Raw genomic sequence first — 24,193 nt, 5'->3', positions numbered from 1 at the left:
TGAGTTCTACGCAGCCGGTGAGTGCCATGTCAACCACATTGGCATTACGGACAATCGGTGAGCCATCGCCAGACAACAGCGCAACCCGCCGGGCGTCGGCAGAACGCTCATCGGAACACTCGCCGGAACGGGCTGCTTTTCTCCACCGGAATTCAAGGACGCAATGTCCGCACCGGGCTACCGTGCACTTCCCGCCACGGCACTCTCACTACTGGCGGAAATCCTTCACCACGCCCGGGCCTTCGTGCGGTCCCGCAGAGAAATGGAAAACCCATGCTCAGATCCACGTTCAGCCGCATAGCCGTCGTCGGTGCGGCCGCCGCCACCCTGTTCGCCGTCTCGTCGGGCCCGGCACTGGCCAACGCTCAGACCAGCGACAAAACCATCACTCTTCCCAATGGTCGCGGCTACATGAAGTTCCACGACGACGGAGACGTCTTCGAGATCTGTGACACGAAGGCCGACGGAAACGGCGTCACCGGCACGCTGAAAAAGCAGTACGTGGCCGGAAACATCGCCACGATGTGGACCGACGGGGACGGCGGCGACAACGGTTGCGACAAGCACCCCTACAACGTCGGCAACGACGGCTGGTACCAGATGACGCTGAAGTGGAACGGCGGCGGCGCCACCGTCACCTCCGAGTGGTTCAACGAGTAGGACCGACCGCCCGCCGTCCACCCCGCCCGCTCCGTCAGCCCCGCCCCCGCGCCCGCCGCGACACCACCGCCCGCAGCACCCGCCGCCCCTCCATGGAGACGTCCAGGGCCTGCCGCAGGCCGCCGGCCGGACCCGCGCCCTTGTCGGAGAGCAGCTCCAGGATCCTTACCTGGCGCCGGAGTTCCGCCGCCACCAGCGGCGTCATGCCGTCCGTGCGGCCCTCGCGGCGCGCCGCCACGGAGCGGCCGCCGCCGGTGGGCGCGGTGTCCAGGAGCCGGTGCACCTGGAGCGCGGCGACCGAGCAGCCGTCCGCCCACTCCCGCATCTCGGCGCCCGCGTACGCCCCCGGAACCGCGTCGAGCATCCGCCGGGCGAGCGCCACCGCCTCACCGGAAGCCGCACGGTCCGGCCGGCCGGGCTCTCCCGGTGCGGCGTCGAGCGCCGAGCGCGCGTCGGCCAACGGCCCGTCCCAGTCGGCGCCCTGCGCGAGCCTCGCCCAGAGCGGGCGCAGCAGGTCGTCGTCGCCGCCGAGCACCGGGACACACCGGTCGAGGCAGGCGAGCCCGCTCGCCGCCAGGCCTCTCTCGTCGGCCTGCGCGATCAGCTCCACCAGGCTCATGCTCTATGTCTCCCGTCCCGGACCCTGCACTGCCCCTTACTGCGTGCACCGGCCCGGGAACGTCACTGCGTCAGCCACCCTGGGTCACTGGGGGACCACTCCGAGACGGTCGAGGAGCCGGAAGAAGAGCTCCTCCGCGGAGGGCTCGGCATCCGCCTTCAGGACGTCGAGCAGCGGCCCCGACGACACCGTCCGGCCGGACTCGGCCGCCCAGGCCACCGCCCGCTGCGCGGCGTCGCGCGGCTCCAGGAAGTAGTCCTCCACGGTCAGTTCGGCATCGCCGAGATACTTGGCCATCGCACCCCGCGCCAGACAGGTGGTCCACGACCCGCTCCTGGGGGCCGCCGCCTCGACGACCACGCAGTCGCTGTCCATCACGTAGCCGAAGAGCGCGGGCGCGTCCGTCTCCCGGGCGAGCGTGTTCATGTTCCCGATGTCGCGCGCACCGTCGCCGCCGCCGGGCACCTCCCACACCTGCCAGCCGTCGGGCCGCCGGTCGAGGAGGCTCAGTTCGTCCCGTACGCCCGCCACCGCCGCGAGCTCGGCGAGCGGCCGCTCGCTCCTGCCGACGACGTAGTACCCCCAGTAGCCCATGCCCCGCTCCCCGTTGTGCTCCTGCCGTGCTCCCAGGCCGAATACACCACAGACGTCGGTGGTTCGCCACCAAAAGGCCGAATTCAGGGGGCGGCGAGCGGCCCCGGCGGCTACCGGACGGTATCCGCGAGTTTCACGAAGTCGTTCCAGGCCAGGGCGGGCTTTCTGGAGTCCCAGAGTTTCTGGGCGGTGGCCCGCAGCGGCATCCGGATGCCCGCGGCCACCTGCTCCTGGGTCTGCGCTCCCGCGAGGTCGCCCCAGACCGCGAAGGTGCCGCCGAGGATCTGGTCGTCGTACCGCTCGCTCACCGGCTTCGTGCCGCGCACGACCAGCGGGGTCCAGCTCTCGTAGATCCGCTGACCGGTCGGATAGCGGAAGTCGTTGGGCTGGCCGAGGACGTAGTAGAGGTACTCGTCGTTGTAGTTGGTGAGCTTGCGGCCGGCCTTCAGGTAGGCGACGGGGTCGCGGGCGCCGATCTCCTTGCCCGTCCAGTAGGCGACCTCCAGGTCGTCGGCCGCGTCCGCGCTCCCGCCCTCGAAGAACCCGTCGTTCCAGGCCTTCAGCTTCTTGTCGTACGGACGCACGGTGGAGGCCCGGTCGTTGAGCCAGCCCGTCGCCAGGTCCTGGACGCGGCCGTCGGCGCCGTAGCGCTCGCGGGCGGCGGCGGCCAGCTGCGGGTAGGAGGACTGGGGGTCCTTGACGGTGAGGGCCTGGTATTCGTCGGCGCCGAGGTGCCAGAAGCCGCCCGGGAACAGCTCGGCGTACTCCTTGAGCAGATCGTCGACGATCCGCGCCGCCTCGGGCCTGGAGATGTCGACGGCGCCGCGCGTGGCGACGCCGCGGGCGTCGCGGAGCTGGAGGGACGGGTGCTGCTTGATGACCGCGCCGAGGTGGCCGGGCGAGTCGATCTCGGGCACGACGGTGATGTGCCGGCTCTCCGCCAGCTTCACGAGGGAGCGGACCTGGTCCTTGGTGAGGTGGTCGGAGGAGACGATCTCGGGGTGCGAGTCCGACGCGATGCGGAAGGCCTGGTCGTCGGAGAAGTGCAAGCCGAGCTGGTTGTACTTGAGGTCGCCCAGCTCGCGTATGCGGTCCTCGATCCACTCCGCGTCGAAGTGCTTGCGGGCTATGTCGATCATGAATCCGCGCTGCGGCTTCGCCGGGCGGTCCCGCACCTCGCCCTCGGGAGCGGCCTTGCCGCCGCTCACCTCCTGCTTGAGGGTGCGGGTCCCGTAGAAGACGCCCGCCTCGGCGGGGGCGGCTATCCGCACCCGCTCGTCCTTCACGGTCAGGCGGTAGGACTCCGCGCCGCCGTCCTTGCCGTCCGCGCCGCCGTCCTTGTCGTCCGCACCGCCGTCCTTGCCGTCCGTGAGCGCCAGTTCCACATCACCCTTGCCGGGGCGCGCGTCTCCCCCGTACTTCAGCTTCAGCTCGCCGGCGAGCAGCCGCGCCTCGTCGGCCAGGCCGTCGTCGCGGACGACGACGCGCCCCTTTCCCTCCGCGGGGCGCCAGCCGGGGCCGCGGGCCGCGGTGTGCTCGCGCACGGCGGGGATGGTGGCCGGGGCCCGGGAGAGCGCGTAGCTCTTGGTGGGGCTCGCCGAGGACGGTGCGGACGGGCCGTCCGGGGGCGTCGCCTTCGCGGAGCCGTCGCCGTCGCCGCCGGGCCAGAGCCCCACGGCGAGGACCGCGGCCCCCACCACGGCGACGCCGCCCGCGGCGGCCACGGGGCCGCGCTTCACCGCTCGTCCCGTATCGCGGGGCGCGTCGCGTCTGACATCGAATCCGGAGCCAGAATCAGAGCCATGCCGCCACGCTACGACGGGCTCTCGCGGGCGGCTCGTCCACAGAAGGTGGCCAAACTCTCCCATTCGAGTGAAATTCGCTCAGCCGTCGTCCGGCTTCCAGCGCGTCTCGATAGCGTTGCGCCACCCCCACACACGCTGTGCCCCGCCCTTGCCGCCCGCTGCCCAGGAGCGCACGCTGTCCCCGCACCGTTCCCCTCGTCCCGCCGGCCGCGCCACCCCCGTGCCGCACCAGCTGAACGCCGCCACGCCGGACGCGGCCGAAGCCGCCCTGCTCACCTGCTGCGGCAGCCGCCACTGGGCCCGCCGCGTCGCGGCCCACCGGCCCTACCCCGACCTCGACGCGCTGCTCGCGGCAGCCGACGAGGCGGCGTACGACCTGTCGCCCGGCGATCTGATCGAGGCGCTGGCCTGCGAGCCCCTTGATCCCGTGGTGCCGCGGCAGAGCGCCTCGCACGCCACCCGCACCGCCGCCCGTACGGCCCTGCACGCCGCCCACGCCGCGTACGAGAGCCGCTTCGGACACACGTTCGTGATCTGCCTCGACGACGTCGCGCCGGACGAGGCCCTCGACCAGCTGCTCTCCGGCATCCGGTCACGCCTCGGCAACGATCCCGAGGACGAGCGCGCCGTCTCGGCCGAGGAACTGCGCCGCCTCGCCCGGGGCCGTCTCGCGCGGCTCACCCTGTGTCAGACCGCCGGAAACAGCGGCGGACACAGGGCGGGACACGCCGCCGGGGAGAGTCGGCCGCAATCGCGTCCCGATAGCCCGTACGTGCCTGTTTGATTGCCTGTTTGATCACACCTGCGGACCCGGGGCAGGGACACCGACAACTCGTCGATACGATGACGAGCGGCCGGTGGACCGTACCCGGCCGGGCCCGTCCGACCACCCAAGCCGGCTGGCCCCAATCCCTGCTCCCGGAGGGTTCTGCCGTGCCGGCTGGAACGCTGTACCGCGGCCGGGAAGGAATGTGGTCCTGGGTGGCTCACCGAGTCACCGGCGTCCTCATCTTCTTCTTCCTGTTCGTGCATGTGCTGGACACCGCTCTCGTCCGCGTCTCCCCGGAGGCGTACGACGATGTCGTCAGCACCTACAAGACGCCCCTCGTCGGACTCCTCGAGTACGGCCTGGTCGCCGCCATCCTCTTCCACGCGCTGAACGGCCTGCGCGTCATCGCCGTCGACTTCTGGTCGAAGGGTCCCCGCTACCAGAAGCAGATGCTCTGGACCGTCGTCGGCATCTGGGTCGTCCTGATGGTCGGGGCGCTCTACCCCGTCCTCGGCCACGCCGTCCGCGAAGTCTTCGGGAGCTGACGCCAGACATGTCTGCTGACACCACGCTTGAGAAGTCCGGTACGCCGGGCGTCGGCCCCGTCGAGGGCGCCTCGCTCTACGACTCCGACAACCCGGCCCCGGTCATCGAGGCGCCTCGCAAGCGCACCTCCAAGACCCCGCGCTCGACCCGCGGCAACTTCGAGATGGCCGCATGGCTCTTCATGCGCCTGTCCGGCGTCGTCCTGGTCGTCCTCGTCCTCGGCCACCTGCTGATCCAGCTGGTGCTCGACGGCGGTGTCTCGAAGATCGGCTTCGCGTTCGTCGCCGGCCGCTGGGCCTCGCCGTTCTGGCAGGTCTGGGACCTGCTGATGCTGTGGCTCGCGATGCTGCACGGCGCCAACGGCCTGCGCACGGTCATCAACGACTACGCGGAGCGCCCCAACACGCGTCTGTGGCTCAAGGGCCTGCTGTACACCGCCACGGTGTTCACCATCCTTCTGGGCACGCTGGTGATCTTCACCTTCGACCCGAACATCCGCTAAAGCCGAGGCGACTTCCGTGAAGATTCACAAGTACGACACCGTCATCGTCGGCGCGGGCGGCGCCGGCATGCGCGCCGCCATCGAGGCGACGAAGCGCAGCCGCACCGCCGTGCTCACCAAGCTCTACCCCACGCGTTCCCACACGGGCGCCGCGCAGGGCGGCATGGCCGCCGCGCTCGCCAACGTGGAGGAGGACAACTGGGAGTGGCACACCTTCGACACGATCAAGGGCGGCGACTACCTGGTCGACCAGGACGCCGCCGAGATCCTCGCGAAGGAGGCCATCGACGCGGTCCTCGACCTGGAGAAGATGGGCCTGCCGTTCAACCGCACCCCGGACGGCACCATCGACCAGCGCCGCTTCGGCGGTCACACCCGCAACCACGGCGAGGCCGCCGTGCGCCGGTCCTGCTACGCCGCGGACCGCACCGGCCACATGATCCTCCAGACCCTCTACCAGAACTGCGTCAAGGAGGGTGTGGAGTTCTTCAACGAGTTCTACGTCCTCGACCAGCTCATCGTCGAGGTCGACGGAGTCAAGAAGAGCGCGGGCGTCGTCGCGTACGAGCTGGCGACCGGCGAGATCCACGTCTTCCAGGCGAAGTCCGTGATCTACGCGTCCGGCGGCACCGGCAAGTTCTTCAAGGTGACCTCGAACGCGCACACGCTCACCGGTGACGGCCAGGCGGCCTGCTACCGGCGCGGGCTGCCGCTGGAGGACATGGAGTTCTTCCAGTTCCACCCGACCGGCATCTGGCGCATGGGCATCCTGCTCACGGAGGGCGCCCGCGGTGAGGGCGGCATCCTCCGCAACAAGGACGGCGAGCGCTTCATGGAGAAGTACGCGCCGGTCATGAAGGACCTCGCGTCCCGTGACGTCGTCTCGCGCTCCATCTACACGGAGATCCGTGAGGGCCGCGGCTGCGGTCCCGAGGGCGACCACGTCTACCTCGACCTCACGCACCTCCCGCCGGAGCAGCTGGACGCCAAGCTCCCGGACATCACGGAGTTCGCGCGCACGTACCTCGGCATCGAGCCCTACACGGACCCGATCCCGATCCAGCCGACCGCGCACTACGCCATGGGCGGCATCCCGACGAACGTCGAGGGCGAGGTCCTCGCGGACAACTCGACCGTCGTCCCCGGCCTGTACGCGGCCGGAGAGGTCGCCTGCGTGTCCGTGCACGGCGCCAACCGCCTGGGCACCAACTCGCTCCTGGACATCAACGTCTTCGGCAAGCGCGCGGGCATCGCCGCCGCCGAGTACGCGGCGAAGAACGACTTCGTCGAGCTCCCGGAGAACCCGGAGGAGCTGGTCGTCTCCCAGGTCGAGCGGCTGCGTGACGCCACGGGCAACGAGCGGGTCGCCGAGCTCCGCAAGGAGCTGCAGGAGACCATGGACGCCAACGTCATGGTGTTCCGCACGGAGCAGACCATCAAGACGGCGGTGGAGAAGATCGCGGAGCTCCGCGAGCGCTACCTCAACGTCTCGATCCAGGACAAGGGCAAGCGTTTCAACACCGACCTCCTGGAGGCCATCGAGCTGGGCAACCTGCTCGACCTGGCCGAGGTCATGGCGCAGTCGGCCCTGGCCCGCAAGGAGTCGCGCGGCGGTCACTACCGCGAGGACTTCCCGAACCGCGACGACGTCAACTTCATGCGCCACACCATGGCGTACCGCGAGGTCGGCGACGACGGCGCCGAGTCGATCCGCCTCGACTACAAGCCGGTCGTCCAGACCCGCTACCAGCCGATGGAGCGTAAGTACTGATGGCAACCCCGACCCTCGACAAGGAAGACGCCAAGCCCGAGGCGGGCTTCGCCGACTCCCCGTACATCACGATCACCCTGCGGGTCCGCCGCTTCAACCCCGAGGTCTCCGCGGACGCCACGTGGGAAGACTTCCAGCTGGAGATCGACCCGAAGGAGCGTGTCCTCGACGCCCTCCACAAGGTCAAGTGGGAGCTCGACGGCACGCTGACGTTCCGCCGCTCCTGCGCGCACGGCATCTGCGGCTCGGACGCCATGCGGATCAACGGCAAGAACCGCCTCGCCTGCAAGACCCTGATCAAGGACATCAATCCGGGCAAGCCGATCACGGTCGAGCCGATCAAGGGTCTGACGGTCCTGAAGGACCTGGTCGTCGACATGGACCCGTTCTTCCAGGCGTACCGCGACGTCATGCCGTTCCTGGTCACGACGGGCAACGAGCCGACGCGCGAGCGTCTGCAGTCCGCCGAGGACCGCGAGCGCTTCGACGACACCACGAAGTGCATCCTGTGCGCCGCGTGCACGTCGTCGTGCCCGGTGTTCTGGAACGACGGCCAGTACTTCGGCCCGGCCGCGATCGTGAACGCGCACCGCTTCATCTTCGACAGCCGTGACGAGGCGGGCGAGCAGCGCCTGGAGATCCTCAACGACAAGGACGGCGTGTGGCGCTGCCGCACGACGTTCAACTGCACGGACGCGTGCCCGCGTGGCATCGAGGTCACGAAGGCGATCCAGGAGGTCAAGCGCGCGCTGATCACGCGTCGCTTCTGATCACGCGTCGCTTCTGATCTCGCCGTACGTACGGGTCCGCGGGCCCCGCTCCTTTCGAGGGGCGGGGCCCACGGACGTCTCCGGCCGGATCTCCACAGGGACCCCGCCCCAACCGCCGACGCCCCGCCCCAAGGGGGCGCCGGGCGCGGTCGGAAGCCGCCGTACGGCCGAAGAATCGCCCCTTCGCCGCACCGCCCATGCGCGCCTGCGCCCGCGTCGCGGCCGCCGACCTACCCTGACGGAATGTCAGACAACCAGTCGGTCGACCTGTCCGCTGACCAGTCCACCGCACTGCTCGACGACCCGTCCGCGGCGCTGCTCGGCTTCGACAACGTGCTGTTCCCCGTCGGCGACCTCGGCGAGGCCGTCGGATTCTACGAACGGGCGGGCTTCCCGGTCGCGTTCCGGCTCGACGAGATCGGGCTCGCCATCCTGAAGGTGGGCGAGGAGACGCCGGGCCTGCTGCTGCGCGTGGAGGACGGCATCGTGCCGCGTACGCCGCCGTGGCCCTCCCCGCGCGTCTGGCTGGAGGTCCGCGACGCCCGCGCGAAGGGGCAGGCCCTGGCGGCCGCGGGGATCCCGCTCCTTGCCGAGCCGTTCTCCGTGGCCACCGGGTGGACCGTGGAGATCGCCGACGCGTGGGGGAACGTCGTCGGGTTCACGGACTACCTCAAGCGGCCGGAGCTGGCGCGGAAGTCCTGAAGCCCGGTACGGCGGTACGGCCGGGCGGCGCCGGGCACTCACCCTCGTACCAGCGCCCACACCGTCTTGCCGTACCGGCCGCGGCGCCGGACGCCCCACGCCTGCGCGACGGTGTCGAGGAGCCGCAGGCCGCGGCCGCTCTCGTCGTCCCAGGCGTCGGACGTGCGGGGCGCGGGCTCGGCCGGGCTGTCGTCGGACACCTCGATGAAGCAGGAGCCGTCGGCGAGCACGGTCACCGCGACCTCGAACTCCCGCTCGACGACGACCCCGTGCAGGATCGCGTTGGTCGCCAGCTCCGACACGAGGAGCACGGTGTCGTCGAACACGCCGCGGTCCGCCGTGTGCCCCCAGGCGGCCAGATGTTCCCGCACCCGCGTCCGGGCCAGCGGTATCGAAGCAGGGTGCGGCGGCAGCCTGAAGGCATCACGTCTCGACAACCCTGCTCCCCCTCCGGCGCGACGCGCGACGTACGGCACATATCCGCACAGCACACGTCGGCGCGGCACACGTCGGCGCGGCACACGTCGGCGCGGCACGCGTCCCGAACCGCACAAACAGTCGACACTCCATGCTGCACAGGGGAATTACACGGTGTCACTGCGGCACCTCGGAGCCCGCCCACATCTGGCTGGTTCCCTGCCGCCCGATGGCGCACGCGGGGCGGCTCAGCGGCGGATGAGGCCGGGTCCGGTCTCCGGCACCGCCCGCGGCCCGGGACACAGGCTCTCAGGCCTGTCGCGACGCCAGCTCCACGACCGTGATGTCCGACGGCGCCCCGACCCGTACCGGCGGCCCCCAGGCGCCCGCGCCCCGCGTCACGTAGAGCTGCGTGTCGCCGTACCGCTCCAGGCCCGCGAGGGTCGGATTGGCGAGGTCCGCGACGAAGTTGCCCGGCCAGAGCTGGCCGCCGTGCGTGTGGCCGGACAGCTGCAGGTCCACGCCGTGCTCGACGGCGTCGTGGATGACGACCGGCTGGTGCGCGAGGAGCACGGAGGCCCGCGAGCGGTCCCGGTCGCCCAGCGCCCTGGCGAAGTCGGGGCCCTTGCCCTCGCTCTCGCCCGCCACGTCGTCGACGCCCGCGAGGTCGAAGGCGGGGAGTTCGGTGCGCGCGTTCCGCAGCGGGTGCAGACCGAGTTCGCGTACGTGGTCGACCCACTGCTCGGCCCCGGAGAAGTACTCGTGGTTGCCGGTGACGAAGTACGCGCCGTGCCGTGCCCGCAGCCCGGCGAGCGGCGCGGCGGCGGGGCCGAGGTGCTCGACGGTGCCGTCCACCAAGTCGCCCACCACCGCGATCAGATCCGGCTGCGTGGAGTTGACGGTATCGACCACACGCCGGGTGAAACCGCGCCCGAGGATCGGTCCGAGGTGGATGTCGCTGACCACCGTGATCCGGAATCCGTGTGCCGCGCGCGGCAGTCTGGCCAGCGGCACGGTGACCCGCTTCACCTTGGGGCCGCGCAGCACGCCGTACGTTCCGTACCCGACCGTTCCGGCGGCGACGGCCGCGGCGGTCCCCCCGACGACGCGGGAGACGAAGAGGCGGCGGGAAGGAGCCGGAGATAGGGCCACAGAAGGGGCAAGAGAGGGGGCGGGAGAAAGGGCAGTCGTGGGGGCGGGGGCGGCGGTCGCGGGGGCAGACTCGGTGGCCCCTCCGGTCCTGGTCTCGGGGGCAGACTCCGCGGTCTCTCCGGCCCCGGTGAGGGGAGGCTCGGCGACCCCTCCCGCCTCCGCGGACGCGGGCCCGCGTTCGCCCCACCGCCGCACCAGCGGCCGTACCAGCTCCCCCGCGAGCAGCGCGAGCAGCAGGTAGAGCGAGACCGCCATCCACATGAACCCTGGCCAGGCAAGCACCCGCTGCAGCAGGAAGGGCGCCCCGGTGCGTTCGGCGGCGAGGGCCGCGAACATCAGCAGGGGGCCCGCGACGAAGACCACCGTCCCGGCGCGCCGGGCGGGGCCGGGCCCGGCCGTGGTGTCGCGGACCAGCCGGCGCCAGGCGTACCAGTGCAGGCCCGCGAAGGCCGCGAGGACGGCGAGGCCCGCCAGGACCACGAGGGCGATCACGGCGACGGCGTTCTGCGCAGAGCACGGACTCCACGGAACCCGATGGCCCCTACCACCGTCCCCAAGACAAAGGAGACAACGGCAAGCGTCAGGTGCACCCAGAAGTACCCGGTCGGGTTGTCCGCGTCGTCGAAGGCCAGCCCACTGCCGTCCTTCCACAGGTTCTTGACGAAAGTGATCCAGATGAACCAGCTCCACACCCCGAAGGCGAGCAGGAACCAGGAGACAGGGCGGCTGAGCTTCATACGTTCAGTATCGCGAGCTCCCCTGCCGAACCGCCGCCGGGGTGGGGACGACGGGACACAGCCCACCTCGGCGACCACGCGCACGGTCCGGCCCTGTACGTTCTCGTCCGTGCCTGCCGTAAAAAAGACCGCCATGTTGGTCGCTTCCGCCGCATTGCTGACCATGTCGACCGCAGCGCCCGCACTGGCGGACGGGAAGCCGGGAGACGACAACGACCAGCCGAAACCGCCCTCCAAGATGTCCACCGTCGGTGGTGCCCAGCTCGGCGTGGCGGGCACCCAGGTGAAGCTCAAGGCGGGTGCCCCGGTGCTGCCGAAGGAGCTGACGGGGCGTTCCTGGATCGTCTCGGACGCCGAGTCCGGCGAGGTCCTGGCCTCGCACAACGCGCACTGGCGGCTGCCCCCGGCGAGCACCCTGAAGATGCTCTTCGCGGACACGGTCCTGCCGAAGTTCCCCAAGACGCAGCAGCACAAGGTCACGCTCGCGGAGCTGGCGGGCATCGGTGCGGGCAGCAGCATGGTCGGCATCAAGGAGAACGAGTCGTACAGCGTCCACGACCTGTGGCTCGGCGTCTTCCTGAAGTCGGGCAACGACGCCGTGCACGTCCTGTCCGCGATGAACGACGGCGTCCCGCAGACCGTCAAGGACATGCAGAAGCACGCCGAGGACCTGCAGGCCCTCGACACGCACGTGGTCTCCCCGGACGGCTACGACGCCAAGGGGCAGGTCTCCTCCGCGTACGACCTGTCGCTGTTCGCCCGCTCCGGGCTGCAGAAGAAGGACTTCCGCGAGTACTGCTCGACGGCGACGGCCAAGTTCCCCGGTGAGACCAAGGAGATCAAGAAGGGCAAGGACAAGGGCACGACGAAGCGCGAGTCCTTCGAGATCCAGAACACCAACAAGCTGCTCACCGGCGCCGAGGGCGTCACGCCCTACAAGGGCATCGCGGGCGTCAAGAACGGCTACACCTCGAACGCGGGCAACACGTTCACCGGTGTCGCCGAGCGCGACGGCAAGGTCCTCCTCGTCACCGTCATGAACCCCTCCTCCACCGAGGCCCACGCGGTCTACAAGGAGACCGCGCGCCTCTTCGACTGGGGCTTCGCGGCCGCGGGCAAGGTCGACCCGGTGGGTGAGCTGGTCGCCCCGAAGGGTGCTGCCACGGGCGGCGCGGGCAAGGGCGCGCCGGGCAGCGGCGGCGGAGGCACGGACGCCGCCGAGAACGCGGCGCACTCCTCCGACGGCGGGGGCAACGGCATGGGCATCGCCCTCGGGATCACGGGCGGCGTGCTCGCCCTGCTCGCCGCGGGTGCCTTCGTGATCAGGCGCAAGCTGCCGCTGCCGGGCCAGGCGGGACGGCGGGACCGCCAGAGCTGACGCGGCCGTCAGCGCACCCGCCGGGCGCCCTCTTCGGAGGACGCGTTGGTGGAACCGCCCTCTACGGAGGGCGCGGTGGTGGAGGCAGTCTCTTCGGAGACTGCCTCTTCGCCGTCTCCGGGGTGCTCTTCGACGGCCTCCTCCCCCGGGCCGGAGGCCTTGCGCGTCGCGGTCCAGGCGGCGCAGAACAGCATCAGCTTCGCCGTGAAGCTGATCCACAGGAGCAGCGCGACGGGCACTCCGAAGGCGCCGTACATGCTCTTCGACGCGACGCCCTTCATATAGCCGCCGAGCAGCAACTTGAGCAGCTCGAACCCGGCCGCGCCGATCAGTCCGGCGGTGATGAGGTCGCGCCGGCGCGGCTGGACCCCGGGCAGCAGCGTCAGGATGTAGAGCAGCAGCAGGAAGTCCGCGGCGACGGCGATCGCGAAGGCGATGATCTGGAGCAGGACGGTGCCCCAGCCCTTCTCGTCGATGCCGATGAGATCGGCGGCCCAGCCGACGGCGGTCGAGGCGAGCGCGGACGCGGCGAACGACGCGAGGCCCACGCCGCCGAGCCCGATGAGCACCCCCGCGTCCTTGACCTTGCGCAGGACGGGGTTCTCCTCCTCGTCCTCCAGCTCCCAGACGGCCCGCAGGCATTCCCTTATCGAGCCGACCCAGCCGATGCCGGTGAAGAGCAGCAGGGCGCCCGCGACGAGGCCGACGGTGCCCGCGTTGGCGACAAGGGCGTCCAGGTTCAGCTGGTCGGAGATGCCGGGCACCTGCTCCGAGATCTTGTCCTCAAGGGTGTTCTGCTGCTTCTTCGAGAGTGTCGCGGCGGCGATGGCCGCGGCGACGGTGAGCAGCGGGAAGAGCGCCAGGAAGCTGATGAAGGTCATGGCGGCCGCGAGGCGCGCCCAGTGGACCTGGTCGAGCCGTTCGTAGGCCTGCCACGCGTGCGTGCGCATGCCCTTCTCGACGAGCGGCCCGATGCCGGGCAATTTCTTCAGCCAGTCCATGACGCCTCCGTGCCTGCTGTCCTGCCCGATGTCCTGCCCGTTCCGCGGAAGACCAAGGTCCGGGTACCCCAGAACCGCAGGACAGTGGCGAATGCCATACCGATTCCGGCGCCCGAGACGGTGTCCGCGCGCTGCGAGGTGTGACCGAGCCCGTAGTGCGACACGGCGATGCACAACAGTTGGACGAGGGCGCCCGCGATGTTGACGGCGAAGAACACCGCGTACTGGCGCAGCCGCGAGACCCCCGCGGTCCTGCTCCGGTAGGTGCCGAGCGCGTTGCCGGCGTACGCGACCGAGCAGCCCGCCACGAAGGAGAGCGCCTTGGCGGTCAGCGGGTCGAGGCCCACGGGTCCGCGCAGCCAGATGAAGAGGCCGAGGTCGGCGGCGTACGCGCAGGCTCCGGCGACGGCGAAGCCGAGCAGTTCGGGACCGAGCGGCCGCAGCCGTTCGCGCAGCGAAGGTGCACTCACCGGCAGCCGCTCCTCCTGGAGTTCCGTTGGGAAGGCAAACTCGCCAGCCAAGACCGACTCACCAGCCAAGGCCAACTCGCCAGCCAAGACCGACTCACCAGTCCGCGACCGCGAGCCCGTACATCGCGAGCCACACCAGGCCGATCACGGCGAGCGCCCTGTCCCGCAGCACGACGTCCTCGGGCTCGCCCGCGGTGCCCCGGTCGGCGAAGACGGCGTAGCGCAGGATGGCGAGGATGAAGGCCGTCATGGACAGCTGGCGCCAGGGCAGCAGGCCGCTGGCCGTGCCGCCCTCCTCCATGGCCCACAGGCAGTACGCGAGAACGGCGACGCCCGCGGCCAGTTGCCACACGAAGCGCAGATAGCCGGTGGTGTACTCGGTGAGCAACGCGCGCGTGGCGCCCAGCGTCTCCGCGCTCCCGGACATCTGGACGGCCTCCGAGTAGCGCTTGGCGGAGACCATGAAGAGCGCGCCGAAGCCCGTCGTGATCAGGAACCAGCGGGAGAGCGGGATGTCGAGGGCGAGGCCGCCGATCATGGCGCGCATCAGGAAGCCGGTCGTGACGATGGTGAGGTCGACGACCAGGACGTGCTTGAGGCTGATGCAGTAGGCGAGTTGCATGCCGACGTACGCGGCCAGGAGCGCCGCGGTGAGCGGCGTGCACAGGACGGCGGCGCTCGCGGGCGCGAGGACGGCGAGGAGCCCTCCGACGGCGTACGCGACGGGCACCGGCACCTGTCCGGCGGCGACCGGCCTGCGGCACTTGGTGGGGTGCGCGCGGTCGGCGTCCGCGTCACGGGCGTCGTTGATCAGGTAGACGGCGGACGCCGCGGCCGTGAACAGCGCGAAGACGATCGCGACTTGGCCGAGGGCGTGCCGCGAGAAGAGCTCGCCCGCGGCCGCGGGAGCGGCGACGACCAGGACGTTCTTCACCCACTGGCGGGGGCGCGCGGTCTTCAGCAGGCCGAGCGGCAGGCTGACGGGTCCCGGCCGCGAGCTTTCGGGCGGGCGGGGCCGCTCCAGGACGGTGGCGATACGTTCAGGCATCGCTGTGGCCTCCGTTCATCCAGGCGGCGCCCACGCGCGCGGTGAGCGCCCCGAGCGCCGCACCCGCGGCGATGTCCGAGGGGTAGTGCACGCCGACGACCATCCGGGAGACGCACATCGCGGCGGCCAGCGGCGGGACGAGGTGGGCGCTCACGGGGCGCAACGCGCCGTACGCGACGGTGGCAGCCGCCGCCGACGTGGCGTGCGAGCTGGGGAAGGAGTGCCGGCCCACGGTGCGCACGAGGGGCTCGATGCCCTCCGGGTCGCCGGGGCGCGGGCGGCGGACGATCCGCTTGACGCCCATGCTGGCCAGGTGCGCGGCGGCGGTGAGCGCCGTCCCGCGCAGCCAGGCGCTCCGGCGCTCGCGGTCGACGGCGGCGCCCGCGAGGCCCGCGGCGATCCACAGCAGGCCGTGCTCACCGGTTCGGGAGAGGGCGCGGGCGGCGGACGCCACGCGCGGGTCGGTGCCGCAGTCGCGCAGGGCCGACAGCAACCTGTGGTCCATGTCGTGCATGTCGCCTCTTTTTCGAAGACATTCGAAGACTTCTGAAGACATCCGAGGGCTGGGCATCTCGACTCTTCTAGGCAACCTCGTAATAATTACGTCAATCTAGGGTGACACTCGCTTAATCACCCATTTCGGTGAGAGCAAGGACGTTTTATAGCGAACCGACCACTAGCGGGCGATACCGTCGTCCTCATGCCTGCCGACTCCCCCGCCGATGCCCTCGCCCCCGCCCCGGTCCCGGCCCCGACGGAGCAATCCGTCTCCGTGTCCGGCTGGGGCCGCACCGCACCGACCACCGCCCGGCTGGTGAGGCCCCGTACGCCGGAGGAGGCCGCGGCCGCGGTGCGCGACTGCGGAGAGCGCGGCGGCATCGCCCGCGGCCTGGGCCGGGCCTACGGAGACGCCGCGCAGAACGCGGGCGGCGACGTCTTCGACATGACGGGCCTCGACCGGATCCGTGTCATCGACACCACCGGCACGTCGGCCACCGGGGAGCCGGCTGCCACGGTCGTCTGCGACGCGGGCGTCTCCCTGCACCACCTGATGGAAGTCCTGCTGCCCCTCGGCTGGTTCGTGCCCGTGACACCCGGGACGCGCTACGTGACGGTGGGCGGGGCGATCGGCGCCGACATCCACGGCAAGAACCACCACGTCTCCGGCTCCTTCGCCCGCCACGTCCTCTCGATGGACCTGCTGACCGCCGACGGCACGGTCCGCACCGTCGGGCCCGGCAGCGCCCTCTTCGACGCGACAGCGGGCGGCATGGGCCTGACCGGCGTGATCCTGTCGGCGACCGTCCAACTCCTGCCGGTGGAGACGTCCTTGATGGCCGTCGACACGGAACGGGCCACGGACCTCGACGACTTGATGGCCCGCCTCGCCGCCACCGACCACCGCTACCGCTACTCGGTCGCCTGGATCGACCTCCTCGCCCGCGGCGCCGCCATGGGCCGCTCGGTCCTGACCCGCGGCGACCACGCCCCCCTGGACGCCCTTCCGGAGCGGGCACGCGCGCGTAGAGCCCCTCTCGCGTTCCGTCCGGGACAGTTCCCCGCGGCCCCCTCCTTCGTCCCGGAGGGCCTGCTCGGCAAGGCCTCGGTGGGCCTCTTCAATGAGCTCTGGTACCGCAAGGCGCCCCGCTCCCGCACCGGTGAGCTCCAGAAGATCTCCACCTTCTTCCACCCCCTGGACGGCGTCCCGCACTGGAACCGCATCTACGGACGCGGCGGTTTCGTGCAGTACCAATTCGTCGTCGGGTACGGCAAGGAGGAGGCCCTGCGCCGCATCGTGCAGCGCATCTCGGAGCGCGGCTGCCCCTCCTTCCTCGCCGTCCTCAAGCGCTTCGGAGAGGGCGATCCCGGCTGGCTCTCCTTCCCGATGCCCGGCTGGACGCTCGCGCTCGACATCCCCGCGAACCTCCCCGGGCTCGGCACCTTCCTCGACGGCCTCGACGAAGAGGTGGCCGCCGCCGACGGGCGCGTCTACCTCGCCAAGGACTCCCGTCTGCGGCCCGAGATGCTCGCCGCGATGTACCCCCGGCTCGACGACTTCCGCGCCCTGCGGGCCGACCTCGACCCGCGCGGCGTGTTCCGCTCGGACCTCTCCCGCCGCCTCGCCCTCTAGGAGACCGGTACTCATGAAAGACGCCTTCGGCACCCCTCAGTCCCTGCTCGTCCTCGGCGGCACCTCGGAGATCGGCCTCGCCACCGCGCGGCGCCTGGTCGCCCGCCGCACCCGCACGGTGTGGCTGGCCGGGCGCCCGTCGCCGGACCTGGAGAAGGCCGCGGCCGGCCTGCGCGACATGGGCGCGGAGGTGCACACCGTCGCCTTCGACGCCCTCGACTCCGAGTCCCACGAGGAGTCCCTCGGCAAGATCTTCACCGAGGGCGACATCGACATGGTGCTGCTCGCCTTCGGCATCCTCGGCGACCAGGCACGCGACGAGGACGAGCCGCTCGCGGCGGTCCGCGTCGCCCAGACCAACTACACGGGCGCGGTCTCGGCGGGCCTCGTCTGCGCGCGGGCGCTGCAGTCCCAGGGGCACGGCTCCCTGGTGGTGCTCTCCTCGGTGGCGGGCGAGCGCGCACGCCGCTCGAACTTCATCTACGGCTCCAGCAAGGCGGGCCTCGACGCGTTCGCGCAGGGACTCGGCGACGCGCTGCACGGCACCGGAGTGCACGTGATGGTCGTGCGCCCCGGCTTCGTGCGCTCGAAGATGACGGCGGGCCTGGAGGAGGCCCCCATGGCGACCACTCCGGAAGCGGTGGCGGAGGCCATCGAGACCGGCCTGCGGCGGCGGTCGGAGACGGTGTGGGTGCCGGGGGCGCTGCGCCTGGTCATGTCGGCGCTGCGGCACGTGCCGAGGCCGGTGTTCCGGCGCCTGCCCGTCTGAGCCCCGGCGCTCAGGTGCCCCTTCGCGAACCGGCCGTCCGGCCGGGGCACCCCGGTCAGCGAGCGGGCAGCGTGCCCCGGGCCGACGGGGCCGAGGCCTGAGGGGGCACCGTGGAGCCGCCGAAAGCGAAGTCCCGCAGCTTGCGCCAGACGCCGTCGGCGCCCTGCTCGTAGAGGGCGAAGCCGGTGCAGGGCCACTCGGCCTCGTACTCCGAGAGCTCCTCGTACGCCCGGTCCATGGCCTCTTCGGAGATGCCGTGCGCGACCGTGACGTGCGGGTGGTACGGGAACTGCAGTTCACGCTCCATCGGCCCCGACGCGTCCCGCACCCGCTCCTGCAGCCAGGAGCAGGCCGACCCGCCCTCCACCACCTGCACGAAGACCACGGGAGACAGCGGCCGGAACGTGCCCGTCCCGCAGAGGCGCATCGGGAAGGGGCGCCCCGCCGCCGCGACCGAGACGAGATGCGCCTCGACCGCGGGCAGCGCCGACGCGTCCACCTCGGTGGGCGGCAGCAGGGTCACATGCGTGGGGATGCCGTGCGCCGCGGGGTCCCCGAAGCCCGCACGCCGCTCCTGGAGCAGGCTGCCGTATGGCTCCGGGACCGCGATCGAGACGCCGATCGTTACGGTCCCCACGTCGTACTCCTGTCGTCGCGTCAATGGGCAGGGTGACGCTGCCCGTGGGCAGCGCGGTGCTGTTGTGTCCGGCCTTGAGGCTCAGTGCTTGGCGGGCAGGAAGCCCACCTTGTCGTACGCCTGCGCGAGGGTCTCGGCGGCAACGGCGCGGGCCTTCTCCGCACCCTTGGCCAGGATCGAGTCGAGCGTCTCCGGGTCGTCCAGGTACTGCTGGGTGCGGTCCCGGAAGGGAGTCACGAACTCGACCATGACCTCGGCGAGGTCGGTCTTCAGCGCACCGTAGCCCTTGCCGGTGTACTTCTGCTCCAGTTCGGCGATACCGGTGCCGGTGAGCGTGGAGTAGATGCTGAGGAGGTTGCTGACGCCCGGCTTCTCCGCCACGTCGTAGCGGATCACCGTGTCGGTGTCGGTGACGGCGCTCTTGACCTTCTTGGCGGTCGCCTTGGGCTCGTCGAGAAGGTTGATCAGGCCCTTCGGCGTCGACGCCGACTTGCTCATCTTGATCGACGGGTCCTGAAGGTCGTAGATCTTCGCCGTCTCCTTGAGGATGTACGCCGACGGCACGGTGAACGTCTGACCGAAGCGGCCGTTGAAACGCTCGGCGAGGTCACGGGTGAGCTCGATGTGCTGACGCTGGTCCTCGCCGACCGGGACCTCGTTGGCCTGGTACAGCAGGATGTCGGCGACCTGCAGGACCGGGTACGTGAAGAGGCCGACGGACGCGCGGTCGGCGCCCTGCTTGGCGGACTTGTCCTTGAACTGCGTCATGCGGGACGCCTCGCCGAATCCGGTGAGGCAGTTCATCACCCAGGCGAGCTGGGCGTGCTCGGGGACGTGGCTCTGGACGAAGAGCGTGCAGCGCTCCGGGTCGAGGCCTGCGGCGAGCAGCTGGGCGGCGGCGAGCCGGGTGTTGGCGCGCAGCTCGGCGGGGTCCTGCGGCACCGTGATCGCGTGCAGGTCCACCACCATGTAGAAGGCGTCGTGGGACTCCTGCAGCGCCACCCACTGGCGGACCGCGCCGAGGTAATTGCCGAGGTGGAACGAGCCGGCGGTGGGCTGGATCCCGGAGAGCACACGAGGTCGTTCAGAGGCCATGGTGCCCATTCTCTCAGGTGACTCTCCTAGCTCGGAAACAGGTGTGTGACGGGTGGGAACCGATCGGCCACGGCCGGTGTGTCCGTCAGCCGGTCGGCAGGCCCGGGGCCGGGTGGGCGGCCATCAGGTCGGCGACCTCGGACCTGATCTTGGTCAGGGCGTCCTCGTCCCCGGTGCGCGCGGCGGCGACTGAGCGGTCGATCCAGTCGGCGACGGCCGCCATGTGCTCCGTGCCGAGGCCGCGGGAGGTCAGGGAGGGGGTTCCGATGCGGACGCCCGAGGGGTCGAACGGCTTCCTCGGGTCGAACGGGACGGTGTTGTAGTTGACGACGATCCCGGCCCGGTCGAGGGCCTTCGCGGCGATCTTGCCCGGGACGTCCTTGGGGGTGAGGTCCATCAGGATCAGGTGGTTGTCGGTGCCGCCGGAGACCAGGTCGAAGCCACGGGCGAGCAGGGCGTCGGCGAGGGCCTTGGCGTTGTCGACGATCGCGTGGGCGTAGTCGCGGAAGGAGGACCGGGACGCCTCGTGGAGGGCGACCGCGATGGCCGCGGTGGTCTGGTTGTGGGGGCCGCCCTGCAGACCGGGGAAAACCGCCTTGTCGATGGCCTTGGCGTGCTCCTCGCGGGACATGAGCATCGCGCCGCGCGGGCCGCGCAAGGTCTTGTGGGTGGTCGTGGAGATCACGTCGGCGTGCGGCACCGGTGAGGGGTGGGCGCCGCCCGCGATCAGCCCGGCGATGTGCGCGATGTCGGCCACCAGGATGGCGCCGGCCTCGCGGGCGATCTCCGCGAAGGCGGCGAAGTCGATGGTGCGAGGGAGGGCGGTACCGCCGCAGAAGATCAGCTTGGGGCGTTCCTTGAGGGCGAGGTCGCGCACCTCGTCGAGGTCGATGCGGCCGTTCGTCTCGGGGTCCGCCGTCCGGCGCACGCCGTACTGCACGCCCCGGAACCACTTGCCGGTGGCGGAGACGCCCCAGCCGTGGGTGAGGTGGCCGCCCATCGGCAGGGCCATGCCCATCACGGTGTCGCCGGGCTCGGCGAAGGCGAGGTAGACGGCGAGGTTGGCCGGGGAACCGGAGTAGGGCTGGACGTTGGCGTGCTCGACGCCGAAGACGGCCTTGGCGCGGGCGATGGCCAGGCGCTCGACGGGGTCGATGTTCTGCTGGCCCTCGTAGTAGCGGCGGCCGGGGTAGCCCTCGCTGTACTTGTTCTGGAGGACGGTTCCGGAGGCTTCGAGGACTGCGGTGGAGACGTAGTTCTCGCTGGGGATCAGCCGCAGGGTCTCGGCCTGGAGCCGCTCCTCGGCGCCGACGAGGGCGGCGAGTTCGGGGTCTTCGGCGGCGAGGGCGGGGTGGTTCGGCGAGGAAGAGGGAGAAGTGGGGAGAGTCATGGCGTCCTCCGGGGCGAGCGGTAAGTGTCCGGTCGTGGTCCCTGGGTGCCCAGGCGGGCGGCACCTCGAAGGTCGTGCCTCGCACGGCTTCATCGGGGTTCGTTCCCCGTGCGCCAGTCACCGTGCTGTCGGAGCCAGCCTAGCCCGCACACCGGTTCGGCAGGTTTCTTCGTCCGCGATGCGAGCGACGATAGAAACTGGGCGCCACACCCGCCCCACGCCGCAGGACGAACGGAGACCCCGTGTCGAGTACGTCATCTCCCTCCACCGGAACGACGAGCGAGCAGTTCATCGCCTCGGCCGAGGCGCACAGCGCGCACAACTACCATCCGCTGCCCATCGTGGTCGCCACGGCCGAGGGCGCCTGGATGACGGACGTCGAGGGGCGCCGCTATCTCGACATGCTCGCCGGGTACTCCGCGCTCAACTTCGGGCACGGCAACCGCCGGCTGATCGACGCCGCGAAGGCCCAGCTGGACCGGGTGACGCTGACCTCGCGGGCCTTTCACCACGACCGGTTCGCCGAGTTCTGTACGCGCCTGGCCGCGCTCTGCGGCAAGGAGATGGTGCTGCCGATGAACACCGGCGCGGAGGCCGTCGAGACGGCCGTGAAGACCGCGCGGAAGTGGGGCTACCGGGTCAAGGGGGTGCCGGACGGGCGGGCGAAGATCGTCGTCGCGGCGGGCAACTTCCACGGCCGGACCACGACCATCGTCAGCTTCTCCACGGACGAGGAGGCGCGGGCGGACTTCGGCCCGTACACGCCGGGCTTCGAGATCGTGCCGTACGGCGACCTGGAGGCGTTGCGGGCGGCGGTCACCGACGACACCGTGGCCGTGCTCATCGAACCGATCCAGGGCGAGGCCGGGGTCCTGGTGCCGCCGCCCGGATACCTGCCGGGGGTCAGGGAGCTGACGCGGGAGCGCCGGGTCCTCTTCATCGCGGACGAGATCCAGTCGGGGCTCGGCAGGACGGGACGCACGTTCGCGTGCGAGCACGAGGGCGTGGTCCCGGATGTGTACCTGCTGGGCAAGGCGCTCGGCGGAGGCGTCGTGCCGGTGTCGGCGGTGGTCGCCGACGCCGATGTGCTCGGGGTGTTCAAGCCGGGTGAGCACGGGTCGACGTTCGGCGGCAACCCGCTCGCCTGCGCGGTGGGCATCGAAGTGGTCGACATGCTGTCGACGGGCGAGTTCCAGCAGCGGGCCACGGAGCTGGGCGAGCACCTGCACGCGGAGCTGGGCCTGTTGACCGGTACGGGCAAGGTGACGCAGGTGCGGGGGCGCGGACTGTGGGCGGGCGTCGACATCGCGCCCTCGTACGGCACGGGACGGGAGATCTCCGAGAAGTTGATGGAGAGGGGGGTTCTCGTCAAGGACACGCACGGGGCGACGATCCGCATCGCTCCCCCGCTGGTGATCAGCAAGGAGGATCTGGACTGGGGGCTCGGACAGTTGAGGGCGGTGCTGAGCTGAGCCAGGGACGGGCCCGGTGGAGTTCCGTCAGGCCGAGGGCGGTGCGGCGCGGGTGACGTACGGCGACACGAACCGCCCGAGGCCCTGCCCGAACGCGGTCCAGCCTCCGGTCACCGCCGCCGCCCGTCCAGCTCCGCCCACACCGTCTTCAGCGGTTCCGGCCCCCGCTCCACGCCCCACCGGTCCGCCAGCGCCGCGACGATCACGAGCCCCCGGCCCGACTCGTCCTCGCCGTCCGGGTCCCGTACGACGGGAAGCCGGTCACCGCGCGTGTCCGCGACCTCGATCCGCAGTGTGCCGTCCGCCCGCTCGGCGAGCGCGAGCCGGAAGTCCCTCGCGGGTACGCGGCCGTGGGCGGCGGCATTGGCGGCCAGCTCGGCGATGATCTGTGCCGCGTCCGTCGTGTCGTCGGACGCGCGCTCCCAGGTGCGGAGTTGTTCCACGGCGAGCAGCCTCGCCCGGTGGGCGCCCCGCAAGGAGGCGGGCAGTTGGGCCTGGAAGCGCCGCTCGCTCTGAACGGAACGCACGGTTCGGGTGATTTCTGAGTTCACGTGACTCAGCGTGGTCGCTGGCGCTTAGCCTGAACAGTGATGAGGCCTGCACGTACGGTGACTGTACTGGGCTGTCCCGCCGCGTACCGGCCGTACCCGTGACCTGGGGAGGTCCGCTGTGAGCGAGGACGACATCGGCTGGGAGGTGGACTCGGACGACGAGTCCAGCGCGATCGCCGAACTCATCGGACGCCAGATCAAGTTCTGGCGCGAGGCGGCGGGGCTGCGGGCCGTGGAGTTCGGGGAACGGATGGGGTACGGGGAGAATCTGGTCCACAAGGTGGAGCGAGGGGCGCGGATTCCTCGGCCGGAGTTCTTGGACCGGGCGGATGAGGTGCTGGGGGCGAAGGGTCACCTGCGGGCGCTGAAGCCCGACGTCGAGAAGCTCCGGTACCCGAAGAAGGTCCGGGACCTGGCGAGGGTTGAGCAGCAGGCGGTCGAGCTGTGCACGTACAACAACTCGGTGATCCACGGGCTGTTGCAGACCGAGGAGTACGCGACGGCCGAGGTCCGGAACCGGCAACCCCCCTTCCCCGAGGCGGAAGTGGAGCGGCGCGTTGCCGGTCGTATGGCGCGGCAAGGCATCGTCAATGACACGTCTGGACTGCCGGTTTTCGGCTTCGTGCAGTGCGAGTCGACGTTGCGGAGGTCCAACGGGGGCAGAATGGTGATGCGGAGGCAACTCGAACACCTGTTGGAAGTAGGGCAGTTGCGGAACGTGTCGATCCAGGTGCTGCCGCTGGACTGCGAGGAGAACGCAGGGCTCGGAGGGTCCCTCTCAGTGTTCAAACTGAAGGGCGGCAGCAGCTTGGGACACCTTGAAACCCAACTCATCAGCCGAGTGATCACCGATCCGCGCGAGCTCCAGATCCTCGATATGCGCTATGGGATGATCCGGGCTCAGGCACTCACACCTCGGGCGTCACAGGACTTCATCGAGAAAGTGCGGGGACAGACATGACACTGGTATGGGTCAAGAGCAGCTACAGCACCGCCGACGGACCCGAGTGCGTCGAGGTTGCCTGGCGCAAAAGCAGCCACAGCACCGCCGACGAGCCCGAGTGCGTCGAGATAGCCCCAACCCCCTCCGCCGTCCACATCCGCGACTCGAAGAACCCCGAAGGGCCCCGCCTCACCGTCACGCCCACCGCCTGGGCGGACTTCCTGCGTCGCGCCGTCTCGTAGCCGCGCCGCCCATGTGTGCGTG

The 24,193-nt window shown here is 70.7% G+C and carries 27 protein-coding genes and 1 riboswitch; of the genes, 13 read left to right on the top strand and 14 right to left on the bottom strand.

From position 1 onward, the window contains the following. Positions 1 to 273 precede the first annotated feature (273 nt). Positions 274 to 660: a hypothetical protein gene (locus ACFVYL_RS27245; RefSeq protein WP_389720242.1), complete on the top strand. Its 387-nt coding sequence runs from the start codon at positions 274 to 276 to the stop codon at positions 658 to 660. A 34-nt stretch (positions 661 to 694) separates the two neighbouring features. On the opposite strand, the gene ACFVYL_RS27240 is transcribed toward ACFVYL_RS27245, so the two are convergent. The 3 genes from ACFVYL_RS27240 to ACFVYL_RS27230 all read right to left on the bottom strand — a co-directional run bounded on the left by ACFVYL_RS27240 (position 695) and on the right by ACFVYL_RS27230 (position 3,741). Beyond that, positions 695 to 1,279, bottom strand: coding sequence for a hypothetical protein (locus ACFVYL_RS27240; RefSeq protein WP_389720240.1), 585 nt, complete (start codon positions 1,277 to 1,279; stop codon positions 695 to 697). A gap of 84 nt (positions 1,280 to 1,363) precedes the next feature. Beyond that, the gene (locus ACFVYL_RS27235; protein ID WP_389720239.1) at positions 1,364 to 1,873 is read right to left on the bottom strand and encodes a hypothetical protein; all 510 of its coding nucleotides are present in this window, start codon (positions 1,871 to 1,873) and stop codon (positions 1,364 to 1,366) included. A gap of 110 nt (positions 1,874 to 1,983) precedes the next feature. After that, positions 1,984 to 3,741 carry a glycoside hydrolase family 20 protein gene (locus tag ACFVYL_RS27230; RefSeq protein WP_389720237.1) on the bottom strand — a complete coding sequence of 586 codons (1,758 nt, stop codon included), beginning with the start codon at positions 3,739 to 3,741 and terminating at the stop codon, positions 1,984 to 1,986. A gap of 157 nt (positions 3,742 to 3,898) precedes the next feature. Here ACFVYL_RS27230 and ACFVYL_RS27225 point away from each other — a divergent pair, with 157 nt between their 5' ends. The 6 genes from ACFVYL_RS27225 to ACFVYL_RS27200 all read left to right on the top strand — a co-directional run bounded on the left by ACFVYL_RS27225 (position 3,899) and on the right by ACFVYL_RS27200 (position 8,738). Then, the gene (locus tag ACFVYL_RS27225; protein WP_389720235.1) at positions 3,899 to 4,462 is read left to right on the top strand and encodes a 2-oxo-4-hydroxy-4-carboxy-5-ureidoimidazoline decarboxylase; all 564 of its coding nucleotides are present in this window, start codon (positions 3,899 to 3,901) and stop codon (positions 4,460 to 4,462) included. A 149-nt stretch (positions 4,463 to 4,611) separates the two neighbouring features. Beyond that, positions 4,612 to 4,992: a succinate dehydrogenase, cytochrome b556 subunit gene (sdhC, locus tag ACFVYL_RS27220; RefSeq protein ID WP_361716248.1), complete on the top strand. Its 381-nt coding sequence runs from the start codon at positions 4,612 to 4,614 to the stop codon at positions 4,990 to 4,992. An 8-nt stretch (positions 4,993 to 5,000) separates the two neighbouring features. Beyond that, positions 5,001 to 5,495, top strand: a complete 495-nt coding sequence (locus ACFVYL_RS27215) for a succinate dehydrogenase hydrophobic membrane anchor subunit (protein ID WP_389720234.1) — start codon at positions 5,001 to 5,003, stop codon at positions 5,493 to 5,495. Positions 5,496 to 5,511: 16 nt separating this feature from the next. Then, positions 5,512 to 7,266 (top strand): succinate dehydrogenase flavoprotein subunit, encoded by a 1,755-nt coding sequence (sdhA, locus tag ACFVYL_RS27210; RefSeq protein ID WP_389720232.1) that lies wholly within the window; start codon positions 5,512 to 5,514, stop codon positions 7,264 to 7,266. Continuing rightward, a complete protein-coding gene (locus ACFVYL_RS27205; protein ID WP_389720230.1) occupies positions 7,266 to 8,036 on the top strand; it encodes a succinate dehydrogenase iron-sulfur subunit in 771 nt (256 codons plus the stop codon). Before sdhA ends, ACFVYL_RS27205 begins: the two co-directional genes overlap by 1 nt. Before the next feature lie 291 nt (positions 8,037 to 8,327). Further along, complete coding sequence (locus tag ACFVYL_RS27200; RefSeq protein WP_389720343.1) at positions 8,328 to 8,738, top strand: VOC family protein; 411 nt, start codon at positions 8,328 to 8,330, stop codon at positions 8,736 to 8,738. Positions 8,739 to 8,776: 38 nt separating this feature from the next. On the opposite strand, the gene ACFVYL_RS27195 is transcribed toward ACFVYL_RS27200, so the two are convergent. The 3 genes from ACFVYL_RS27195 to ACFVYL_RS27185 form a co-directional block, all read right to left on the bottom strand. Continuing rightward, entirely contained in the window at positions 8,777 to 9,175 is a 399-nt protein-coding gene (locus ACFVYL_RS27195) for an ATP-binding protein (RefSeq protein WP_389720229.1), read from the bottom strand. A 289-nt stretch (positions 9,176 to 9,464) separates the two neighbouring features. Next, complete coding sequence (locus ACFVYL_RS27190) at positions 9,465 to 10,799, bottom strand: metallophosphoesterase (RefSeq protein WP_389720227.1); 1,335 nt, start codon at positions 10,797 to 10,799, stop codon at positions 9,465 to 9,467. After that, complete coding sequence (locus ACFVYL_RS27185) at positions 10,796 to 11,044, bottom strand: SCO4848 family membrane protein (protein WP_389720226.1); 249 nt, start codon at positions 11,042 to 11,044, stop codon at positions 10,796 to 10,798. Before ACFVYL_RS27185 ends, ACFVYL_RS27190 begins: the two co-directional genes overlap by 4 nt. Before the next feature lie 109 nt (positions 11,045 to 11,153). On the opposite strand from ACFVYL_RS27185, the gene ACFVYL_RS27180 reads away from it, so the two are divergent. Next, positions 11,154 to 12,422, top strand: a complete 1,269-nt coding sequence (locus ACFVYL_RS27180; RefSeq protein ID WP_389720225.1) for a D-alanyl-D-alanine carboxypeptidase family protein — start codon at positions 11,154 to 11,156, stop codon at positions 12,420 to 12,422. An 8-nt stretch (positions 12,423 to 12,430) separates the two neighbouring features. On the opposite strand, the gene ACFVYL_RS27175 is transcribed toward ACFVYL_RS27180, so the two are convergent. The 4 genes from ACFVYL_RS27175 to ACFVYL_RS27160 form a co-directional block, all read right to left on the bottom strand. Beyond that, positions 12,431 to 13,423 (bottom strand): YihY/virulence factor BrkB family protein, encoded by a 993-nt coding sequence (locus ACFVYL_RS27175; RefSeq protein WP_389720223.1) that lies wholly within the window; start codon positions 13,421 to 13,423, stop codon positions 12,431 to 12,433. After that, positions 13,411 to 13,893: a GtrA family protein gene (locus ACFVYL_RS27170; protein ID WP_389720221.1), complete on the bottom strand. Its 483-nt coding sequence runs from the start codon at positions 13,891 to 13,893 to the stop codon at positions 13,411 to 13,413. Before ACFVYL_RS27170 ends, ACFVYL_RS27175 begins: the two co-directional genes overlap by 13 nt. 94 nt (positions 13,894 to 13,987) lie before the next feature. Beyond that, positions 13,988 to 14,941 (bottom strand): decaprenyl-phosphate phosphoribosyltransferase, encoded by a 954-nt coding sequence (locus ACFVYL_RS27165; protein WP_389720219.1) that lies wholly within the window; start codon positions 14,939 to 14,941, stop codon positions 13,988 to 13,990. Next, positions 14,934 to 15,455, bottom strand: a complete 522-nt coding sequence (locus tag ACFVYL_RS27160; protein WP_389720217.1) for a phosphatase PAP2 family protein — start codon at positions 15,453 to 15,455, stop codon at positions 14,934 to 14,936. Before ACFVYL_RS27160 ends, ACFVYL_RS27165 begins: the two co-directional genes overlap by 8 nt. Positions 15,456 to 15,641: 186 nt before the next feature. Here ACFVYL_RS27160 and ACFVYL_RS27155 point away from each other — a divergent pair, with 186 nt between their 5' ends. Both ACFVYL_RS27155 and ACFVYL_RS27150 read left to right on the top strand, forming a co-directional pair. After that, the gene (locus tag ACFVYL_RS27155) at positions 15,642 to 17,072 is read left to right on the top strand and encodes an FAD-binding protein (RefSeq protein WP_389720215.1); all 1,431 of its coding nucleotides are present in this window, start codon (positions 15,642 to 15,644) and stop codon (positions 17,070 to 17,072) included. 13 nt (positions 17,073 to 17,085) lie between these two features. Beyond that, a complete protein-coding gene (locus ACFVYL_RS27150) occupies positions 17,086 to 17,841 on the top strand; it encodes a decaprenylphospho-beta-D-erythro-pentofuranosid-2-ulose 2-reductase (protein WP_389720214.1) in 756 nt (251 codons plus the stop codon). A gap of 55 nt (positions 17,842 to 17,896) precedes the next feature. Here the strand turns inward: ACFVYL_RS27150 and ACFVYL_RS27145 are convergent, their stop codons facing one another. From ACFVYL_RS27145 to glyA, 3 genes are all read right to left on the bottom strand, one after another. Further along, on the bottom strand, positions 17,897 to 18,478 hold the full coding sequence (locus ACFVYL_RS27145; RefSeq protein WP_389720212.1) for a 2'-5' RNA ligase family protein: 582 nt from the start codon (positions 18,476 to 18,478) through the stop codon (positions 17,897 to 17,899). Between the two features lie 81 nt (positions 18,479 to 18,559). Beyond that, positions 18,560 to 19,573 carry a tryptophan--tRNA ligase gene (gene trpS, locus ACFVYL_RS27140; RefSeq protein ID WP_389720211.1) on the bottom strand — a complete coding sequence of 338 codons (1,014 nt, stop codon included), beginning with the start codon at positions 19,571 to 19,573 and terminating at the stop codon, positions 18,560 to 18,562. An 85-nt stretch (positions 19,574 to 19,658) separates the two neighbouring features. After that, a complete protein-coding gene (glyA, locus tag ACFVYL_RS27135; protein ID WP_389720209.1) occupies positions 19,659 to 20,963 on the bottom strand; it encodes a serine hydroxymethyltransferase in 1,305 nt (434 codons plus the stop codon). Between the two features lie 40 nt (positions 20,964 to 21,003). Then, a riboswitch (ZMP/ZTP riboswitch) is annotated at positions 21,004 to 21,094 on the bottom strand. Between the two features lie 111 nt (positions 21,095 to 21,205). Between glyA and rocD the strand changes: the two genes are divergently transcribed. Next, entirely contained in the window at positions 21,206 to 22,435 is a 1,230-nt protein-coding gene (gene rocD / locus ACFVYL_RS27130) for an ornithine--oxo-acid transaminase (RefSeq protein WP_389720207.1), read from the top strand. A 110-nt stretch (positions 22,436 to 22,545) separates the two neighbouring features. On the opposite strand, the gene ACFVYL_RS27125 is transcribed toward rocD, so the two are convergent. Beyond that, positions 22,546 to 22,986 carry an ATP-binding protein gene (locus ACFVYL_RS27125; RefSeq protein ID WP_389720206.1) on the bottom strand — a complete coding sequence of 147 codons (441 nt, stop codon included), beginning with the start codon at positions 22,984 to 22,986 and terminating at the stop codon, positions 22,546 to 22,548. A gap of 118 nt (positions 22,987 to 23,104) precedes the next feature. Between ACFVYL_RS27125 and ACFVYL_RS27120 the strand changes: the two genes are divergently transcribed. Further along, positions 23,105 to 23,947, top strand: a complete 843-nt coding sequence (locus ACFVYL_RS27120) for a helix-turn-helix domain-containing protein (RefSeq protein WP_389720205.1) — start codon at positions 23,105 to 23,107, stop codon at positions 23,945 to 23,947. After that, on the top strand, positions 23,944 to 24,171 hold the full coding sequence (locus ACFVYL_RS27115) for a DUF397 domain-containing protein (RefSeq protein ID WP_389720204.1): 228 nt from the start codon (positions 23,944 to 23,946) through the stop codon (positions 24,169 to 24,171). The genes ACFVYL_RS27120 and ACFVYL_RS27115 overlap by 4 nt, the downstream gene beginning before the upstream one ends. Positions 24,172 to 24,193 lie beyond the last annotated feature (22 nt).

Origin of the sequence: Streptomyces sp. NPDC058308, assembly GCF_042880275.1 — a bacterium.
In the GTDB taxonomy this organism is placed as follows: Bacteria; Actinomycetota; Actinomycetes; order Streptomycetales; family Streptomycetaceae; genus Streptomyces.
Note: the sequence above shows the minus strand (reverse complement) of the source record. Positions and strands in the feature narration are given on the sequence as shown.

Excerpts from the sequence above, each read along its gene's own strand:
- ACFVYL_RS27245 (WP_389720242.1), top strand. The coding sequence starts at position 274 with ATGCTCAGATCCACGTTCAGCCGCATAGCCGTCGTCGGTGCGGCCGCC.
- ACFVYL_RS27240 (WP_389720240.1), bottom strand. The coding sequence starts at position 1,279 with ATGAGCCTGGTGGAGCTGATCGCGCAGGCCGACGAGAGAGGCCTGGCG.
- ACFVYL_RS27235 (WP_389720239.1), bottom strand. The coding sequence starts at position 1,873 with ATGGGCTACTGGGGGTACTACGTCGTCGGCAGGAGCGAGCGGCCGCTC.
- ACFVYL_RS27230 (WP_389720237.1), bottom strand. The coding sequence starts at position 3,741 with ATGGGAGAGTTTGGCCACCTTCTGTGGACGAGCCGCCCGCGAGAGCCC.
- ACFVYL_RS27215 (WP_389720234.1), top strand. The coding sequence starts at position 5,001 with ATGTCTGCTGACACCACGCTTGAGAAGTCCGGTACGCCGGGCGTCGGC.
- ACFVYL_RS27205 (WP_389720230.1), top strand. The coding sequence starts at position 7,266 with ATGGCAACCCCGACCCTCGACAAGGAAGACGCCAAGCCCGAGGCGGGC.
- ACFVYL_RS27185 (WP_389720226.1), bottom strand. The coding sequence starts at position 11,044 with ATGAAGCTCAGCCGCCCTGTCTCCTGGTTCCTGCTCGCCTTCGGGGTG.
- ACFVYL_RS27175 (WP_389720223.1), bottom strand. The coding sequence starts at position 13,423 with ATGGACTGGCTGAAGAAATTGCCCGGCATCGGGCCGCTCGTCGAGAAG.
- ACFVYL_RS27165 (WP_389720219.1), bottom strand. The coding sequence starts at position 14,941 with ATGCCTGAACGTATCGCCACCGTCCTGGAGCGGCCCCGCCCGCCCGAA.
- ACFVYL_RS27160 (WP_389720217.1), bottom strand. The coding sequence starts at position 15,455 with ATGCACGACATGGACCACAGGTTGCTGTCGGCCCTGCGCGACTGCGGC.
- ACFVYL_RS27155 (WP_389720215.1), top strand. The coding sequence starts at position 15,642 with ATGCCTGCCGACTCCCCCGCCGATGCCCTCGCCCCCGCCCCGGTCCCG.
- ACFVYL_RS27150 (WP_389720214.1), top strand. The coding sequence starts at position 17,086 with ATGAAAGACGCCTTCGGCACCCCTCAGTCCCTGCTCGTCCTCGGCGGC.
- trpS (WP_389720211.1), bottom strand. The coding sequence starts at position 19,573 with ATGGCCTCTGAACGACCTCGTGTGCTCTCCGGGATCCAGCCCACCGCC.
- glyA (WP_389720209.1), bottom strand. The coding sequence starts at position 20,963 with ATGACTCTCCCCACTTCTCCCTCTTCCTCGCCGAACCACCCCGCCCTC.
- ACFVYL_RS27115 (WP_389720204.1), top strand. The coding sequence starts at position 23,944 with ATGACACTGGTATGGGTCAAGAGCAGCTACAGCACCGCCGACGGACCC.